Origin of the sequence: Microbispora cellulosiformans (genome assembly GCF_008728085.1) — a bacterium.
Classification (GTDB): Bacteria; Actinomycetota; Actinomycetes; order Streptosporangiales; family Streptosporangiaceae; genus Microbispora; species Microbispora amethystogenes.
On sequence record NZ_VYTZ01000002.1, the window covers coordinates 306,908 to 324,341 of the forward strand.

Annotated in this window: 13 protein-coding genes; 7 read left to right on the forward strand and 6 right to left on the reverse strand. The window is 73.7% G+C overall.

Annotated elements, in window-relative coordinates:
• The first annotated feature begins 62 nt into the window (after positions 1-62).
• The 3 genes from F5972_RS05510 to cydB all read left to right on the forward strand — a co-directional run bounded on the left by F5972_RS05510 (position 63) and on the right by cydB (position 4,022).
• The gene (locus F5972_RS05510) at positions 63-1,124 is read left to right on the forward strand and encodes an alkene reductase (RefSeq protein WP_150931724.1); all 1,062 of its coding nucleotides are present in this window, start codon (positions 63-65) and stop codon (positions 1,122-1,124) included.
• A 442-nt stretch (positions 1,125-1,566) separates the two neighbouring features.
• Positions 1,567-3,066 carry a cytochrome ubiquinol oxidase subunit I gene (locus F5972_RS05515; RefSeq protein WP_150931726.1) on the forward strand — a complete coding sequence of 500 codons (1,500 nt, stop codon included), beginning with the start codon at positions 1,567-1,569 and terminating at the stop codon, positions 3,064-3,066.
• 11 nt (positions 3,067-3,077) lie between these two features.
• Positions 3,078-4,022, forward strand: coding sequence for a cytochrome d ubiquinol oxidase subunit II (gene cydB, locus F5972_RS05520; protein WP_150931728.1), 945 nt, complete (start codon positions 3,078-3,080; stop codon positions 4,020-4,022).
• Between the two features lie 70 nt (positions 4,023-4,092).
• Here cydB and cutA read toward each other — a convergent pair whose 3' ends face one another.
• The 6 genes from cutA to F5972_RS05550 form a co-directional block, all read right to left on the reverse strand.
• Entirely contained in the window at positions 4,093-6,477 is a 2,385-nt protein-coding gene (gene cutA / locus F5972_RS05525) for an aerobic carbon-monoxide dehydrogenase large subunit (RefSeq protein WP_150931730.1), read from the reverse strand.
• The gene (locus F5972_RS05530; protein ID WP_150931733.1) at positions 6,474-6,965 is read right to left on the reverse strand and encodes a (2Fe-2S)-binding protein; all 492 of its coding nucleotides are present in this window, start codon (positions 6,963-6,965) and stop codon (positions 6,474-6,476) included. The genes cutA and F5972_RS05530 overlap by 4 nt, the downstream gene beginning before the upstream one ends.
• On the reverse strand, positions 6,962-7,837 hold the full coding sequence (locus F5972_RS05535; protein ID WP_150931735.1) for an FAD binding domain-containing protein: 876 nt from the start codon (positions 7,835-7,837) through the stop codon (positions 6,962-6,964). The genes F5972_RS05530 and F5972_RS05535 overlap by 4 nt, the downstream gene beginning before the upstream one ends.
• Before the next feature lie 24 nt (positions 7,838-7,861).
• Positions 7,862-9,244, reverse strand: coding sequence for a uracil-xanthine permease family protein (locus F5972_RS05540; RefSeq protein ID WP_150931737.1), 1,383 nt, complete (start codon positions 9,242-9,244; stop codon positions 7,862-7,864).
• Between the two features lie 154 nt (positions 9,245-9,398).
• A complete protein-coding gene (locus F5972_RS05545) occupies positions 9,399-9,614 on the reverse strand; it encodes an RNA-binding S4 domain-containing protein (RefSeq protein ID WP_117409520.1) in 216 nt (71 codons plus the stop codon).
• Positions 9,615-9,631: 17 nt separating this feature from the next.
• The gene (locus tag F5972_RS05550; RefSeq protein WP_404803034.1) at positions 9,632-11,269 is read right to left on the reverse strand and encodes a PucR family transcriptional regulator; all 1,638 of its coding nucleotides are present in this window, start codon (positions 11,267-11,269) and stop codon (positions 9,632-9,634) included.
• A gap of 127 nt (positions 11,270-11,396) precedes the next feature.
• Here F5972_RS05550 and F5972_RS05555 point away from each other — a divergent pair, with 127 nt between their 5' ends.
• From F5972_RS05555 to F5972_RS05570, 4 genes are all read left to right on the forward strand, one after another.
• On the forward strand, positions 11,397-12,344 hold the full coding sequence (locus F5972_RS05555; protein ID WP_150931739.1) for a DUF2877 domain-containing protein: 948 nt from the start codon (positions 11,397-11,399) through the stop codon (positions 12,342-12,344).
• On the forward strand, positions 12,341-13,723 hold the full coding sequence (locus F5972_RS05560) for an FdrA family protein (protein WP_150931741.1): 1,383 nt from the start codon (positions 12,341-12,343) through the stop codon (positions 13,721-13,723). Before F5972_RS05555 ends, F5972_RS05560 begins: the two co-directional genes overlap by 4 nt.
• A 47-nt stretch (positions 13,724-13,770) precedes the next feature.
• Positions 13,771-15,156, forward strand: a complete 1,386-nt coding sequence (locus F5972_RS05565) for a YlbE family protein (protein ID WP_150931743.1) — start codon at positions 13,771-13,773, stop codon at positions 15,154-15,156.
• Positions 15,157-15,308: 152 nt separating this feature from the next.
• Positions 15,309-17,387, forward strand: coding sequence for a serine/threonine protein kinase (locus F5972_RS05570; protein ID WP_150931745.1), 2,079 nt, complete (start codon positions 15,309-15,311; stop codon positions 17,385-17,387).
• Positions 17,388-17,434 lie beyond the last annotated feature (47 nt).

Genomic DNA, 17,434 nt, shown 5'->3' on the forward strand with positions numbered 1-17,434 from the left:
TTGTAAGAGTATCTATTGGCCGACCAAGTTGGCTGACCAAGTAACTTCAGGAGGGCTTGATCATGCTGTTCACACCCCACGACCTCGGTTCCCTCCGCCTGCCGAACCGTCTCGTCATGGCGCCCATGACGCGGTCACGGGCGTACGTGGAGGGGATCCCCTCACCGTTGACCGCGCTCTACTACGCCCAGCGCGCCTCGGCCGGACTGATCGTCACGGAGGGCGTCCAGCCCAGCGCGGCGGGACAGGGCTACATGAACACCCCGGGGCTGCACACCGACGAGCAGGTCGCCGGGTGGCGGGAGGTGACCGACGCCGTCCACGCGGCGGGCGGCCGGATCGTGGCCCAGATCATGCACGCGGGCGGGGTCGGCCACCCCGACAACACCGGCCGCCTGCCGGTCGCCCCCTCCGCCGTACGGCTCGGTGAGCAGATCTTCACGCCCACCGGCCCGAAGGACACGCCGGTGGCCGTGGAGCTGTCCACGGAGGAGGTGGATGCCACGGTCGGCGACTTCGCCGCCGCCGCCCGCCGCGCCGTGGACGCCGGGTTCGACGGCGTCGAACTGCACGGCGCCAACGGCTACCTGATCCACCAGTTCCTGTCGCAGAACGCCAACCTGCGCGACGACCGGTACGGCGGGTCGGTGGAGGGCCGGATCCGGTTCGCCGTGGAGACCGCCAAGGCCGTCGTGGACGAGATCGGCCCGTCCCGGGTGGGCATCCGGCTCTCCCCCCTGAACGGCGCCCAGGGGCTGGTGGAGGAGGACGCGCACGAGGTCTATCCCGCGCTGGTGTCCGCGCTCGCCGGCCTCGACCTGGTCTACCTGCACCTGCTGGCCACCGGCACCGAGCTGGACGCTCGCATCCGCGACCTGTGGCCGAACACGCTGATCGTCAACGACCCCGCCGCGACCGACCCGGGGGCCGCCGCCGCGGAACGGCTGCGCTGGGGCGCCGATCTCGTCGCTCTGGGCAAGTCCTTCCTGGCCAACCCCGACCTGCCGCTGCGCCTGCGCGTCGGCGCTCCGCTGAACGAGCCGGACCTGAGCACGGCCTTCGGCGGCGACCACCGCGGCTACACCGACTACCCCACCCTGGCCCTCCACCCGGCCGGCGCCTGACCCCCGGGCAACGCGAGCAGGAGCGCGGAAAGAACCACAGAAGATCCGGCGAGGACCTCCGGTGCACGGAACCGGAGGTCCTCGCCGTTTCCATGCGCAATCGCAGGGCGGCCGCGACAGGGCGCCTCCGGCGTCAACCGCGCGGCGTACGGGGGAATCAGCCGCGCGGCGGACGCCGCGCGTGCCGCCGTCCCGCCACTCTTGGTCGTGTGCCCCGACCGGGCACGCCCCGGCGGGACGGGACATCTGTCCCTGGTCACCGGGACCACCCGGCAGGCATCGTCCGTACTGCAAGGAACGGGGATCCGGCACCGCGAACCGGGCCGCTTCGGCGCGCCTGAGGCTGTGACGAAGATCGCACCTCGCGGGGCCCTAATGCTCTACAGCCTGTAGTACTACTGAATATAGAACTACAAGTCGTAGAGCTCGGCGTGAGGAAGACATGGACGCGCTTGACCTGGCACGGTGGCAGTTCGGGGTGACCACCGTCTACCACTTTCTCTTCGTGCCCCTGACGATCGGGCTCGGCGTCTACGTGGCCGGCCTGCAGACCGCCTGGCTCCGTACGGGCCGGGAGCACTACCTGCGGCTCACGAAGTTCTTCGGCAAGCTCTTCCTGATCAACTTCGCCATGGGCGTGGTCACCGGCATCGTGCAGGAGTTCCAGTTCGGGATGAACTGGAGCGACTACTCCACCTTCGTCGGCGACGTGTTCGGCGCGCCGCTGGCGCTGGAGGCGTTGCTCGCCTTCTTCCTGGAGTCGACGTTCCTCGGCCTGTGGATCTTCGGCTGGGACCGGCTGCCCAAGCGGGTCCACCTCGCCTGCCTGTGGGCGGCGGTGATCGGCTCCAACCTGTCGGCCTACTTCATCCTCGCGGCCAACGCCTGGATGAAGCACCCGGTCGGCTACGAGGTCGTGGACGGCCGGGCCCGGATGACCGACCTGTGGGCCGTGCTGACCAACTCGACCGCGCTCGCCGAGGTGCCGCACGTCGTGGCCGCCTCGTTCGTCGTGGCCGGCGGGTTCGTCATCGCCGTCATCGGCTACCGCGTCCTGCGCGAGCGCGGCCTCGGCGTGCTGCCCGGCCGCCCGGCCCGCACGATCACCGCCGAGGACGCCACCACGCCGATGCGCCGCCTCCCGGACATGTGGCGGACCGCCCTGCGCGCCGCGCTCGTGATGACCGCGATCGCGGGAGCCGTGGTCGCGGGCACCGGCGACCTGTCCGGTCAGCTCCTGCGTGAGCAACAGCCGATGAAGCTGGCCGCCGCGGAGGGCCTGCGTCACGACACGGCCGGCGCGCCGTTCTCGATCGCGCCCGGTGTCGAGGTGCCCGGCCTGCTCAGCCTGCTCGCCGCGCACGACCCCGCCGCGACGGTCCAGGGCGTGGACGACATCCAGGCGAGGTACGAGAAGGCGTTCGGCCCGGCCGACTACACCCCGAACCTGCCGGTCGTCTTCTGGTCGTTCCGCGTGATGATCAACTTCGGCATGGCCACGGTGGGACTGTCCGTCCTCGGCCTCTGGCTGACCAGGAAGCGCCGCGGGCGGCGCGGCGGGCAGCGCGCCGGACAGTATGGCGGATCGGGCGAGCCCCTGCCCGCCTGGTTCGCCCGCCTGTGCGTGCTGGCGCTCCCGCTGCCGACCGCCGCGATCATCGCCGGCTGGCTGCTCAGCGAGATCGGCCGCCAGCCGTGGACCGTGCAGGGCGAGCTCATGACGGCCGCCAGCGTGTCGCCCGGCGTCTCGCTCGGCGAGGTCGCGATCACCCTGGCCGTCTTCACGGTCCTGTACGGCGTGCTGGCACTCGCCGAGGGCGCCCTGCTGCTGCGGCACGTCAAGGCCGGCCCCGAACTTCCCGCCCCGGCCACCGTGCCCCCCGGCGCGGTCCCGCCGGCGCGCGCGGAGGAGACCCGGCTCACCCCGACCCTCATGTACTGAGGAGCCACGAGATGACGACCTTCTGGTTCATCGTGATCGCCTTCCTCTGGACGGGCTACTTCGTCCTGGAGGGGTTCGACTTCGGCGTGGGCGCCCTGCTGCCGCTGCTGTCGCGCTCGGAGGCGGACCGCAGGCAGGTGCTCGGCACCATCGGCCCGGTGTGGGACGGCAACGAGGTCTGGCTGATCACCGCGATCGGGGCGATGTTCGCCGCCTTCCCCGCGTGGTACTCCGGCCTGCTGAGCGGCTTCTACCTGCCGGTCTTCCTGGTGGTCACGGGCCTGATCGTGCGCGGCGTCGGCCTGGAGTGGCGCGGCAAGGTCCACTCCCGGCGCGAGGTCGCCCTGTGCGACGCCGGGATCGTCGCCGGCAGCGTGCTGCCCGCGTTCCTGTGGGGCGCGATCTTCGGCAACCTGCTGTTCGGCACGGCCCTCGCGACCGTGCTCGGCGGGGCCCTGTCGCTGTCGGTGGCCGTGCTGCACGGCGCGGTGTTCGTGGCGCTCAAGACGACCGGCGGGGTGCGGGCCCGCGCCCGCCGCGCCGCCCTGCTGGCGGCGGTCGGCGCGGTGCCGGTCGCGCTCAGCACGCTGCCGTCCGTGCCCGGCAGAGGGCCGCTGTGGACGCTCGGGACGGCCCTGCTCGCCGCCGCCGCGCTCGCGGCCGGGGTGACGCTGGTGTGGGGCCGCCGGGAGGGCTGGGCCTTCACCGCGACCGCCACGGCGATCACCGCCACGACCGCCACCGTCTTCGGCGTGCTGTCGGCGGCGCCCCTGCCCGGCCTGACCCTGGCCGAGGCGGCCTCCGCGCCGTACACGCTGACGCTCCTCACCTGGATCGGCCTGATCGCCCTGCCGGGCGTCCTCGTCTACCAGGCCTGGACCTACTGGGTGTTCCGCAAGCGCCTCACCGCCGAGGTCGGAGACGGCACGGCGCGAGGCCCTCGCTCTCGCGGATGATCCGGACGACCGCGAGGAAGCCCGAGCGATCATGCGCTGAAGGTTCCCGGCGCTCGGGCCGCCGCCGTACTCAGCGGGTGAGGCGCAGGGTGTGGAGGTCGGAGGGGGAGATGGGCATCCGGTCGATGGGGATGCCCTCGGCGTCCTCGATCGCGGCGGCGAGGACGGCGGAGACCGGGATGACCCCGGCCTCCCCGGCGCCCTTGATCCCCAGGGGGTTGAGCGGCGAGGGCGTCTCCAGGTGGGCCGTCTCGATGCGCGGGATCTCCGTGGCGTACGGCATCAGGAAGTCCATGAACGAGGCGTTCAGCAACTGGCCGTGCTCGTCGTAGACCATCTTCTCGTACAGCGCGCCGCCGACGCCCTGGGCGACCCCGCCGTGGATCTGCCCCTCGACGATCATCGGGTTGATCAGCCTGCCGCAGTCGTGCACGACGGCGTACCGCAGGATCCTGATCTCGGCGGTGTCCGGGTCGGTCTCCACGATCGCGGCGTGCATGCCGGCCGCGAAGGTCGACCTGACCGGCGAGTAGTAGTCGCGGCCCTCCAGGCCGGGCTCCTCCCCCTCCGCCACCGGCGGCCGGTCGTCGGACGCGGGCCCGGCGAACTGGGTGGCCCGCTTGGCCTCCTCGTCGAAGGCGTACCGCAGCGGGTTGGACAGCACGGCGACGGTCGCCAGCGGGATCGACGCCGACGGCGCGCCGGCCACGTGGACCATCCCGTCGGTGATCTCCAGGTCGCGCGGGTCGGCCTCCAGCGCCTCGGCCGCGATCCGCAGCGCCTTCTCCCTGACCTTCCGGCAGGCCAGCGCGATCGCGTTGCCGCTCATCACGGCCGCGCGTGAGGCGAAGGTGCCCACCGCGTAGCCGAAGCGCCGGGTGTCGCCGGTGACGACCGACACCCTCTCGATCGGCACGCCGAGCTCGGTCGCCGCGATCTGCGCGAACACCGTCTCGTGGCCCTGCCCCTGGGAGGTGAGGCCGGTCGACACGTGCACCCGGCCGTCGGAGGTGATCTGCACGTGGCCGCCCTCGTACGGCCCGACGCCGGTGCCCTCGACGTAGCAGCCGACGCCGATGCCGATCCTGCGGCCCTCGGCCGCCGCCCGCGCCTTCTCCTCCGGGAAGGAGTCCCAGCCGATCAGCTCCTTGAGCATGCGCAGCGCTTCGGGGTAGTCGCCGCTGTCGTAGATCAGCGGGCGCCCGTCCTGGAACGTCAGGCCCTGGTCGTAGGGGAACTCGTCCGGCTGGACGAAATTGGCCGCCCTGACCTCCGTACGGTCCCGGCCGAGGTAGGCGGCGATCTTGTCCATCGTGCGCTCCATGCAGAAGACGCCCTGCGGGCGGCCCGCGCCGCGGTACGGCGTGACCTGCACGGTGTTGGTGTAGACCGAGGAGAACTCGACCCGGTAGGCGCCCACCTTGTACGGCCCGAGCAGCTGGGTCGAGGTGATGATCGGCACGATGATCCCGTACGGCGTGTAGGCGCCGTGGTCGTGCAGGATCTCCACCTCCAGGCCGAGGAGGCGGCCGTCGTCGTCGAATCCCACCCGCACGTGCTGCACCTGCCCGCGCTCGTGGGAGGAGGAGACGAAGTGCTCGCGCCGGTCCTCGGTCCACTTGACCTCCCGGTTCAGCAGCCGGGCCGCCCACGGGACGAGGATCTCCTCGGGCCAGGGATGGACGATCTTGACGCCGAAGCCGCCGCCGACGTCGGGCGCGACGACCTCCACCTTGGGCAGCGGCAGCCCCAGCTTTGCCGCGATCGCCATCCGCACGCTGGTGGAGGTCTGCGTGGAGGAGTAGACGCGCAGCGACGCGTCGTCGGCGTCCCAGCGGGCGTACACGCCCTTCCCCTCCAGAGGCGTGCACGCGCTGCGTTCCACGTCGAGACGGAACTCCAGCCGGTGCGGGGCCGCGTCGACCGCCTGCCGCGCCGTCTCGCCCCCGGGGCCGGGCACCTCCTGCACGAGGTGCGCGCCGATGTTGCCCGGCACGTCGTCGTGCACCAGATGCGCGCCCCCGGCGGCCTCCTCCAGGCCCACGACCGGCTTGAGCACCTCGTAGTCGACCCGGATCAGCGCGCAGGCGTCCTCGGCGAGGTAGCGGTCGCGGGCGACGACCATGACGACCGGCTCCCCGACGTGCCGCACGATCTCCCGGGCCAGCGGGTACGCCGTACGGCCGTGGGTGAGCGCCGGGTGCGGGATCAGCAGCGGCAGCGGCTCGGCCAGCGCCCCCGGCAGGTCCTCCCAGATGTAGATCGCGACCAGGCCGTCCACGTCGAGGGCGGCCGACACGTCGACGTCGAGGATCCGCGCGTGGGCGTGCGGCGACCTGACGAATGCGGCGGCCAGCGCGCCCGCGCCCAGGTCGTCGAGGTAACGCCCCCGCCCGGTGATCAGCCGGGGGTCCTCGCGCCGCTGGACCGGCTCGCCGAACAGCCTCGTGGTCATGCCCCGCCCTCCTCGGCCTGAAGCTCGGCGGCGCGGTGGACCGCCTTGAGGATGTTCTGGTAGCCGGTGCACCGGCACAGGTTGCCCGCCACGGCCTCCAGCGCCTCCTCCTCCGACGGCGCGGGGTTGTCCCGCAGGAACGCGGTGACCGTGCACAGGAACCCCGGCGTGCAGAACCCGCACTGCAGGGCGTGGCACTCGGTGAAGGCCCGCTGGACCGGCGACAGCGCGCCGTCCCGGGCCAGCCCCTCGACCGTCGTGATCTCCTGGCCGTCCACCGTGACGGCGAACGTCAGGCACGACCGCACCGGCTCGCCGTCCAGCAGCACCGTGCACGCGCCGCAGACGCCGTGCTCGCAGCCCACGTGGGTGCCGGTGAGGCCGAGGTCGTGGCGCAGGCAGTCGGACAGCAGCCGCCGCCCGGGCACCGTCGCCTCCCGCACGACCCCGTTGACCGTCAGCGTCACGCGATGGTGTGTCTCGTTCACGATCCCTCCCCGTGGGCCGCGGCGGCGGCGTCCCGCAGCGCCCGTACGGCGAGCACGCCCGTGAGGTGGCGGCGGTAGTCCGCCGTCGCGTGGATGTCGCCCTCCGGCTCGACCAGGTCCCGTACGGCGGCCGCCACCGCGTCCCAGTCCACCGACGCCGCCGGGCGCGGGCCGCAGGCGGCGGTCACGTCCGCGACGACCGGGACCGGTCCCACGCTCACGCAGGCGACGCGGGCGGCGGAGATCCGGAGGTCGTCGTCCAGGGTGACGGCGGCGGCGACCCCGGCCACCGCGTAGTCGCCGTGCCGCCGGGCCACCTCGTGGAAGGCCGTGCCCGACCGCGCCGGCAGCGCCGGGAAGAACGCCGACACGGCCAGTTCGCCGGGCCGCGCCGCCGACTCCATCGGGCCGGTGAAGAACTCCGCGGCCGGCACCTCCCGTTCCCCGTCCAGGCTCGCGAGCCGTACGGACCCGCCGAGCAGGGCGAGGACGGCGGGCATCTCGGCGGCGGGGTCGGCGTGGACGAGGCTGCCCACCACGGTGCCCCGGTTGCGGATCACGGGGTGGGCGACCAGGCGCAGCGCCTGCCGCAGCAGCGGCTGGGCCGCCGCGGCCCCGGGCGAGCGCTCGACGGCGGCGTGGCGGGCGAGCGCCCCGACGCGTACGCCGGACGGCCCGGCCTCGATGCCGTCCAGGCCGGGCACGCGGTTGACGTCGACGACGCGCGCGGGCGCGGCGAGGCGCATGTTGAGCAGCGGGATCAGGCTCTGGCCGCCCGCCAGGACCTTCCCGCCCGGGCCCGCCTCGGCGAGGACGTCGAGCGCCTCGCCGAGGGTGGCCGGGCGGCGGTAGTCGAACGGCGGCGGCTTCACCGCGTCGTCCGGGACACGCGCCGATCAGACGGCCGGGTCGCGTTCGAGCCCGATCTCCCCACCTGTGACCTCCTTCGCGGGCCTGCCCGCGATGGCGCGGAGCAGGTGATAGCCGGCGAGTACCACGATCGTGCCCAGCGCGATCCCGGCGAGCGAGAAGTCCCCGGTGATCTGATGGGTGACCGGCCCGATCGCGAGGATGATCCCCGCGCCGACCGGGACCATGTTGACCGGGTCGGCGAAGTTCACCCGGTTCTCCACCCAGATCTTCGCGCCGAGCAGCCCGATCATGCCGTACAGGATGACCGTGACGCCGCCGAGCACGCCGCCGGGCGTGGCGGCGACCAGCGCGCCGAACTTCGGGCACAGGCCGAACAGGATCGCGATGACCGCGGCGATGTAGTAGGCGGCCGTCGAGTAGACCCGGGTGGCCGCCATGACGCCGATGTTCTCGGCGTACGTCGTCGTGGGCGAGCCGCCGACGGCGGTCGCGACCGCGGTGCCGACGCCGTCGGCGACGATCGCCCGGCCCATCATGGGGTCGACGTCGGCGCCGGTCATCTGGCCGACCGCCTTGACGTGGCCGACGTTCTCCGCGATCAGGGCGATCACGGCGGGCAGCACGACCAGCACTGCCGACGCCTGGAACGACGGCGCGTGGAAGTGCGGCAGCCCGATCCAGCCGGCGTCGGCGACGGCCTGGAAGCTCACCCGGGGATGGGTGTCGACCGCGCCGGTGCCCGCGTTGTAGGCGGTGATGTTCCCGAACACCCGGTCGGCGAGCCACGACAGGACGAACCCGAAGACCAGCCCGAGCAGCACGCCGATCCGGCCGAGGAAGCCGCGGAACAGCACGATGAACACGAACGTCGCGACCATCGTGACCAGCGCGATCCACGGGTCCTGCGGCCAGTACACGTCGGCCACGACGTACGCCAGGCCGAACCCGATCAGCATGACCACCGCACCGGTCACGACCGGCGGGAAGATCCGGTGGATGACCTGCACGCCGAGGACGTGGATGACCACGCCGCACACCGCGAGCACGAGACCCGCGACGAGGATCGCCCCGGTGACGACCTGGTCGGCCCCCGGGGTGTCGCCGCCGAACGCCGCGCGCACCGCCACCACGCCGCCGACGAACGACGCCGAGGTGCCGAGATAGCTGGGGATCCGGCCCCGGGTAATCAGCAGGAACAGGATCGTCGCGACGCCCGACATCATCACCGCGGTGTTCGGGTCGAGCCCCATCACGAGGGGGAACACGAAGGTCGCGCCGAACATCGCGATCACGTGCTGCGCGCCGATCCCGGCCATCCGCGGCCAGCTCAGCCTCTCGCCGGGTTTGACGACCTCGCCGGGGGCCAGCCCTCTGCCGTCTCCGTGCACCGTCCATCTGAAAGCCATGTACGTCCCTCCAGCTGGGCCGTGGGCTCGGCCACCCCGCAGGCGTCCCGCGTACTTCCTTGACCGTTTGGGGCACTTTAGGACCGGCGTGGTCGACAGACATGGGCATGATCTGCCAAAACGACGGCCACCGGAGCGTCTACACCGCGCGGACCTACACCACGCGGATCGTGTAGTCGTCGCCGGTGACGACCTGGCCCGCCCTGATTTTGCAGGCCTTGCGTAGTTCCACCTGTCCGTCGACGCGGACCAGGCCCTCGGCGACGAGGTGTTTGGCCGCGCCGCCGCTGTCGGCGATCTGGCAGAACTTGAGGAGATCGCAGAGCGGGATGTGGTCGCCGTCGAGCTCGAAGGTTATGGCCTCGTTCACGGCGCCAGCTTAAGGACTCAGATGCCGCGCATGCGCAGCACGTGCAGGGCGAGGGTGAGGTTGAGCCGCAGGTGCGCGTCCTCGGTGAAGTTGCCGAGCAGGCGCTCCAGCTTCCCTATGCGGTAACGCAGGGTGTTGTAGTGGAAGTGCAGCCGCCTGGCGGTCTCGGCGACGTTGAGGTTGGTCTCCAGCAGCGCCTGCAGGGTGCGGCGCAGGTCGGCGTTCTCGGCGTCGTCGTCCGACGCGAGCGGGCCCAGGGTCTCCCGTACGAAGGAGTGCAGCTCGTCGGTGTCGCTGACGAGCGACAGCAGCCGGTAGACCCCCAGCTCGTCGAAGTGGGCGACCGCGCCCGCCCCGTGCAGCTGGCGGCCCACCCGGGCGGCCTTCAGCGCCTGGTTGTACGCGCCGGGCAGGGAGTCCACCCCGGAGGCGACCCGGCTGAGCCCGGTGGAGAACGTGCCGTCGGAGATCCCCGCGAGCGCGTCCCGCGCCACCCGCGCGGGGTCGGCGGACGCCCCGACGATCGCCACGACCTCGTGGGAGAAGCCCGCCACCGCGCCGCGCGGGTCGTGCTTGCGCACCGACGCCTGCCAGGCCGCGCACATGCGGTCCTGGAGGGGCCGCTCCTCGGCGTCCGGGTCGATCTCCGCCACCATCACGCTCACCGGGCGCTCCAGGTCCCAGCCGAACGCCTGGGCGCGCTCGGCCACCCGCAGCCCGCCCCGGCCGGTCAGCACGTCCCGCAGGAAGTCGGCGCGGTACTTGCTCTCGACGGCGGTGACCGCCTCCTGCTTGGTGATCACCAGCGCGGCCACGGTCGCGGCCCTCTCCAGGATGCCCACGTCGCTCGGGGTGAGCGTGCCGTGGACGCTGTAGGCCGCGATCCTCCCGTGGTGGTGGCCGCCCGCGACGATCGGCACGCTCGCGTGGTGCCCGTTCCCGGAGGGCTGCGCGGGCGTCCGTCCCGGGGCGTTGATCTCCCGCAGCCGCGCCACCTGGGGCGCCTCCCCGGCCGCCGCGAGGAAGTGCCCGGAGGCGTCGATCGCGCCCACCGCCACCCGGAGCAGCCCGGCCACCTCCGCGGTGACCTCCCGCATCCCGCCCCCGGCCAGCACGATCTGCACGAGCGCCCGGTGGGCCTCCTCGGTCCTGGCGAGGATCGCGGCCTGCCGGTTGAGGATGTCGGTGAGCACCTGGTTGAGGATGTCGTCGAACCCCACGTCGTTGGGGAGCAGGATCAGCGGGAAGCCCAGCCGGTCGGCCTGCTCGACCATCTCGCCCGGCAGTTCGTCCAGGTAGCGCCCGAGTTTGATCGCCAGGGCGGCGAGGCCCCGCTCGTCCAGGTCGGTCACGAGCCGGTCGAGCGACTGCGGGGTGTTGCGCAGCGGGTAGCCCGTGGTGAGCAGCAGTTCGTGCGGCTTCACCCAGGCGAGGATGTCGGGCACCTCCATCACGTTGAGGCGCTGCACGATGCGGCCGAGCCCGTCCCCGCCGGCGATCAGGCGGGCGTCCGCGAGCGTGGACACGCCGAGCACCTCGCCCACCGACACCCCGTGCAGGATCGTGCCGGTGCTGGCCAGCCGCATCGCGGGCGGAGCCGGGTCGTTGCGCAAGGGCCTCTCCGGGGGAGTGTCGACGTGCTCGGGACGTCTCACGGTGATTCTGCCCGACGCCGGTCCTGTCAGGAAGAGCCAAGCATTCGGCCGACTGTTGGCACCTTTCTCCGTACGGAGGGGGGAAGGCGGGCCTTAGCGTCGGCAACGACTGGCGAGGGAGGTCCCGGTGAGTGTTGGCACGCGCCAGAAGGGGCGGCGGACGGCGGCGCCCGCTCCCCGTCCCCCGGCGGCCCCGTCCTATGTGAGCGGCGCGGCGAGCGTCGCCGTACGGCCCGCCCTGGAGTCCCCCCGCCGCCCCGCACGGGTGCTCGCGGCCTTCCCGCTCGCGCTCTACCTGGAGGTCAGGAGCGAGTGCGAGCCGCACGTCATCGCCGTGGTCACGGGCGAGGGCGTCCGCCTGCCCAACGCGGTGCTGCTCGGCGAGTCCCTCGACGGGGTGTCGGCCGGCGACGACGGCTGGGTCGGCGACGGCTCCATCGAGATCGGCGGCCTGTCCGTCGGCGTCCGCCGCTGGTGGGATCCCGCTCCCGCGCTCGCTCCCGCCGACCCCGCACGGCTGGCGGCCGCCCCCGCGGCGCTGGCCGGGATCCGCGCGGCCTCGCCGAGGCGGCCGGGGCTGGACCCGGCCGGGGCCCCGGCGCTGCTGGAGCGGGGCTGCCTGCGCGGCTCGCTGGTGGAGAGCATCACGGCGGCCGAGCAGCTCATCGGCCTCGGCCCCGGGCTCACGCCGAGCGGCGACGACATGCTCGCGGGGCTGCTGGTCGCGCTGCGCCACCTCGGCCGGGCCGCCGGGGCCCCGCGCGCGGTGTGGCTGGCGGACTGGCTCGCCGCCGCGGTCACCTTCGACGCCCGCACCAGGACCACCTCCATCTCGGCGACCCTGCTGCACTGCGCGGCCAGGGGCGAGGCGAGCCCGGAGGTCCTCGGCGTGCTGCGGGCGGCGGCCGGGCACCAGCCGCCGGAACCCGCCGTCAACCGCCTGCTCCGCCTCGGCCACACCTCCGGCGCCGACCTGGCGTGGGGCGTCCAGATCGGCGTGTCGGCCGTCCTGTCGCTTCTCGGCACCGGTGCCGCCGGCGGCCCGACCGGCCCGGCCCGCCGGGAGCGGCCGTGACCGATCTCGTCGAGGTACGCCCCGGCGTCTACCACGACTCGGTGACGCTGATGCGGGTGAGCCAGGCGCTCACCGCCCGGCCGGAGGTGGCCGTCGCCGTCGTCGCGATGGGCACGGATCTCAACGCCGGCCTCGCCCGCGACCTCGGCTTCGAGGTCCCGCCCACGACCCCCGGCGACCTGCTGGTGGCGATCAGGGCGGCCACGTCCGCCGATCTCGGCGAGGCCGCCGCCGAGCTGGAGCGGCAGCTCGCCACGACCGGGAGTGGGGGCGGGAAGGCCCGTGACGAGGCGCCGCCCCGCACCGTCCGGTCGGCGGCGCGGTCGTGGGAGGCGACCGTGGCGCTGGTGAGCGTGCCCGGCGAGCACGCCTTCGCCGAGGCGCTGGACGCCGTGGAGGCCGGGCTCTCGGTCATGATCTTCAGTGACAACGTGCCCGTCGAGCAGGAGATCCTGCTCAAGGACCGGGCGCGGGCCAGGGGCGTGCTCGTCATGGGCCCCGACTGCGGCACCGCCGTCGTGGGCGGGGCCGGTCTGGGCTTCGCCAACGTGCTGCGGCCCGGCCCGGTGGGGGTCGTGGCGGCCTCGGGGACCGGCGCCCAGCAGGTGACCTGCCTGCTCGACATCGCCGGCGTCGGCGTATCGCACGTGCTCGGCGTGGGCGGCCGGGACCTGTCCGCCGAGGTGGGCGGGCGCTCGGCCGTGCAGGCCCTGCGCGCCCTGGACGAGGACCCGGCGACCGAGCTGATCGTGCTGGTCTCCAAGCCGCCCGCCCCCGAGGCGGCCCGCGCCGTACGGGACCTCGGCCTGGTCACCCCGGTCGTCGCCGCGCTGCTCGGGCCGGGGCAGGACGACCTGACCGCCGTCGCGGAGAAGGCGCTGCGCGCCCTCGGCCGGGACGTGCCCGAGTGGCCGTCCTGGCCCGCCGGCGAGGCGCCCGCCCGCGAGGGGCGGCGCCCGCTGCGGGGGCTCTACTCCGGCGGCACGCTGTGCGCCGAGGCGGCCCTCATCGCCGGCGCGGACACGACCGCGGAGGCGGGTTTCGTCGACTTCGGGGACGACGCGTACACGCGGGGGCGGGCCCATCCCATGATCGACCCGTCGCTGCGCCGGGAGGCGCTGCGCGGCGTCGCCTCGGGCGTCGTGCTGCTCGACGTGGTGCTCGGGCACGGCGCCGACCCCGATCCGTCCTCCTGGCTCGCGCCCGAGGTCCGCGACGCCGTCGCCAGGGGGGTTGACGTGGTGGTCGCGCTGGTCGGCGCGGACGGCGACCCGCAGGGCCTGCGCGCCCAGGCCGCGCGCCTGAACGAGGCCGGCGCGGCCGTCTTCACCTCCAACGCGGCGGCCGCGCGGCACGCCCGCCGCCTGGCGGACGGCTGACGGACCGTGCCGCCCAGCAGTCTCACCCGGTTCACCGGAGGTAGCCGATGACCCTCTCCATGCTGTACGGCGAGCCGCGCGTCATCACCGTGGGCGCCGAGGTGCTCGCCGAGGCGCTGGACCGGCAGGCCGTGCCGCAGCGGCGGGTCGACTGGCGCCCGCCGGCCCCGGGCGTCGCCGCGTCACTCGCCCGGGTGCTCGCCGACCCCCGGCGTGAGCGGGCCAACGCGACGGCCGTGGGGAGGATGCTGTCCGCGCGGCCCATGCTCACCGGCGTACGGCCGGCCCGCGAGGCGCTGGGCCTGGAGGCCGGGACGTTCTTCCACGCCGGTCCGCCGATCACCTGGGAACGGGCCTCCGGGCCGATGCGGGGGGCGCTCATCGGCGCGATGCTCCTCGAGGGCCTCGCCGCCACCCCGGAGGAGGCTGCGGAGCGCCTCGCCTCCGGCACGGGGATCACCCTGGACTCCTGCCACCACCACCGCACGGTCGGCCCGATGGCGGGGGTGGTCAGCCCGTCCATGTGGATGCTGGAGGTCGCCGACGCCGAGCACGGCGGCACGGCCTACTGCTCGCTCAACGAGGGCCTGGGCAAGGTCCTCCGGTACGGCGCGTACGGGCCCGAGGTGATCGAGCGGCTGCGCTGGATGGGCGAGGTGCTCGGGCCGGCGCTCGCGGCGGCCCTGGAGCGGTGCGGGCCCCTCGACCTGCGCACGCTGGTCGCGCAGGCCCTGCAGATGGGCGACGAACTGCACAACCGGAACCGGGCGGCGACGTCCCTGCTGGTGCGGGAGATCGCCCCCGCCGTCGTGGAGGCCGCCCCGGGCCGCGCGGCGGAGGTGCTGCGTTTCGTCAATGGAAACGATCATTTCTTCCTGAACGCGGGAATGGCGGCGGCGAAAGCCGCCGCCGACGCGGCGCGCGGCGTGCCGGGATCGAGCCTGGTCGTGGCGATGGCCCGCAACGGAACGGATTTCGGAATACAGGTGTCGGGGCTCGGCGACCGGTGGTTCACCGGGCCGGCCGGGGTGCCCGACGGGCTCTACCTCGGCGGATACGGGCCGGACGACGCCAATCCCGACATCGGCGACTCCACGATCACCGAGACCGTCGGGCTCGGCGGCTTCGCGATGGCGGCGGCCCCGGCGATCGTCCGGTTCGTCGGCGGCGAGGTGGCCGACGCCGTCGCGGCCACGACCTCGATGTACGAGATCACGCTGGCCGAGCACCCGGCGTACCAGATCCCGGGGCTGGGCTTCCGGGGCACGCCCGCCGGCATCGACGTCGCCCTCGTGGCGAGGACCGGTGTGCTGCCGGTCGTGAACACCGGCATCGCGGGCCGCGTCGCCGGGACGGGGCAGGTGGGGGCGGGGCTGGTCAGCCCGCCGGCCGGGGTCTTCACGGCCGCCCTCGACGCGCTGGCCGCCGCATGAATTCCCTTTGACCGTCATCAGACCGTAATATCGTCGTCAGTCTCAGATATCCGGAGCAATTCGCACGGTCCGGACGGGGGATCCTGCGGATCGAGCGTGAATTGGGGACCTTTTCTATGACGACCGATCGCCTGCTCGGTATGGTCCCCCCTATGCCAGAGGGTCAGGGACCCGCGGGGCGCCCCCCGGCCGGCGTTCCCGACGGGCAGGGCCGTCTCGTCGGGAGGCGTTACCGGCTGCTGTCCCCCGTGGGCCGCGGCGGCATGGGGATGGTGTGGCACGCCCACGACGTGCTGCTCGACCGCGACGTCGCGGTCAAGGAGCTGCTCATGCCGTTCGGGCTCGACCAGGCGGGCGCCCAGTCGGCGCACCGGCGCATGCTGCGCGAGGCGCGGTCGGCGGCCCGCCTCAGCCACCCCGGCATCGTCACCGTCCACGACGTGGTCGAGGAGGACGGGCGGCCGTGGATCGTCATGGAACTGGTCCGCGCCTGGTCCCTCGAACAGGCCGTGCGGCAGGGCGGGCCGCTGCCCGTCGTGCAGGCGGCCGAGATCGGCGTGCGGGTGCTCGACGCCCTGCGCCACGCCCACGCCGCCGGCATCCTGCACCGGGACGTGAAGCCCGGCAACGTGCTGCTCACCGCCGACCGGGTGGTGCTCACCGACTTCGGCATCGCCGCCATCGAGGGCGACGTCACGATCACCCAGACCGGCCTGCTGATGGGCTCGCCCGCCTACATCCCTCCGGAGCGCCTGCAGGGCCGCACGATCACCCACGCCGCCGACCTGTGGTCCTTCGGGGCCACCCTGTACGCCGCCGTGGAGGGCCGCCCGCCGTACGAGGGACCCGACGCGGTCGCCGTCCTCGGCGCGGTGCTGACGCAGGAGCCCAGCCGGCCCCGCCGGGCGGGCGCGCTGCTGCCGGTCATCGAGGGCCTGCTCCGCAAGAACCCGGCCGACCGCCTCCCGGCGGCGCAGGTCGCGGAGATGCTGGAGCGGATCCTGCACAGCCACGGCGCCGTGCTGCCCGGACGGGCGGGCACGCCCTCGTCGATGCCGACCCCGCAGAACTCCATGCCGGCGGGGCTGCTGCCGCCGCTCGACATCCCCTCCGGGCCGCTGCCCTCGCGCATCGTCGAGACGCCCTCGGGCCCGGTCCGCGTGCCGCTCACCCAGAACGGCCTCTCCGGCGGCGTCCAGAACGGCACGGTGAACGGGACACCGGGCGCCTCGGCGCCGGGTCCGGCCACCGAGGCCGCCTTCGAGCCTTTCGCCGCCTTCGGGCCCGCCACGCCCTTCGGTCAGGCTCCGGCGTTCGACCCGCTGTCGTCTCCGTCCGGGTCGTCGTACGCGCCGGAGCGGCGGAAGGAGGGCATGTGGCCGGCTCCCGCGCCGGGCGACATGCCCGGCGACCTCGGCGGCGACCCCGGCTCCGGTCACGGCGCCGGACCGGCTTCCGGCCAGGACTCGGGACCGCCCGAGACGGGCACGCGGAACGGCCGGAGGTCCGGCCGCGCCGTCGGCGCCGTCGCCACGGGCCCGCAGCGTCCCCGGGTGGGGCGCAGGCGCAAGGAGCAGACCCAGCGAGGGGCGGACCGCGACCCCCGCGCCAGGCTGCTGCTCGTCGTGGCCGGCGTCGCCGTGCTCGCGGTGATCGTCACGATCGCGCTCGTCCTGCTGCCGGGTGGTTCGGAGGATCCGGGAGAGACGGCCGGGGCGCGCGGCCTGGCGGCCTCCGGTGCTGCTTCGGGCTCCAGGGCTGCCGGGCGCTCCCTGCCCGCCACACTGCCCTCCGTACGCGTGCCCGAGGGGTACCGCCTCATGACCGAGGGCGGAGTCTCGATAGCGGTGCCCCAGGCGTGGACCGCGACGACCGACGACGGAGGGACCGTCCGGTTCCTCGGCCCCAAGGACACGGGGCAGAGCATCACCGTCAAGAAGATCCCCGACGGCGGCCTGGAGGCGCTGCGGGCCGCGGAGCAGAACCTGAACATCAAGGACTACCCGGACTACACGCAGATCCAGCTCGGGGCGGCGGACTACTACTACCCCGCCGCCGACTGGGAGTACACCTACACCAACTCCAGCCAGGTCACCGTCCACGCGGTCATCCGCTACCTGGAGGCGGACGGGCGGGCCTTCGCGGTCATGTTCGCCTCGCCCGACTTCGACTGGACCGAGGCCGCCGCACCGGTGCGGCAGGCCCTCTGGAACACCTTCCGCCCCGCGTGACCCGGCCCGTGTAACCCGGCCCGTGTGACCCGGCCCGTGTGACCGGC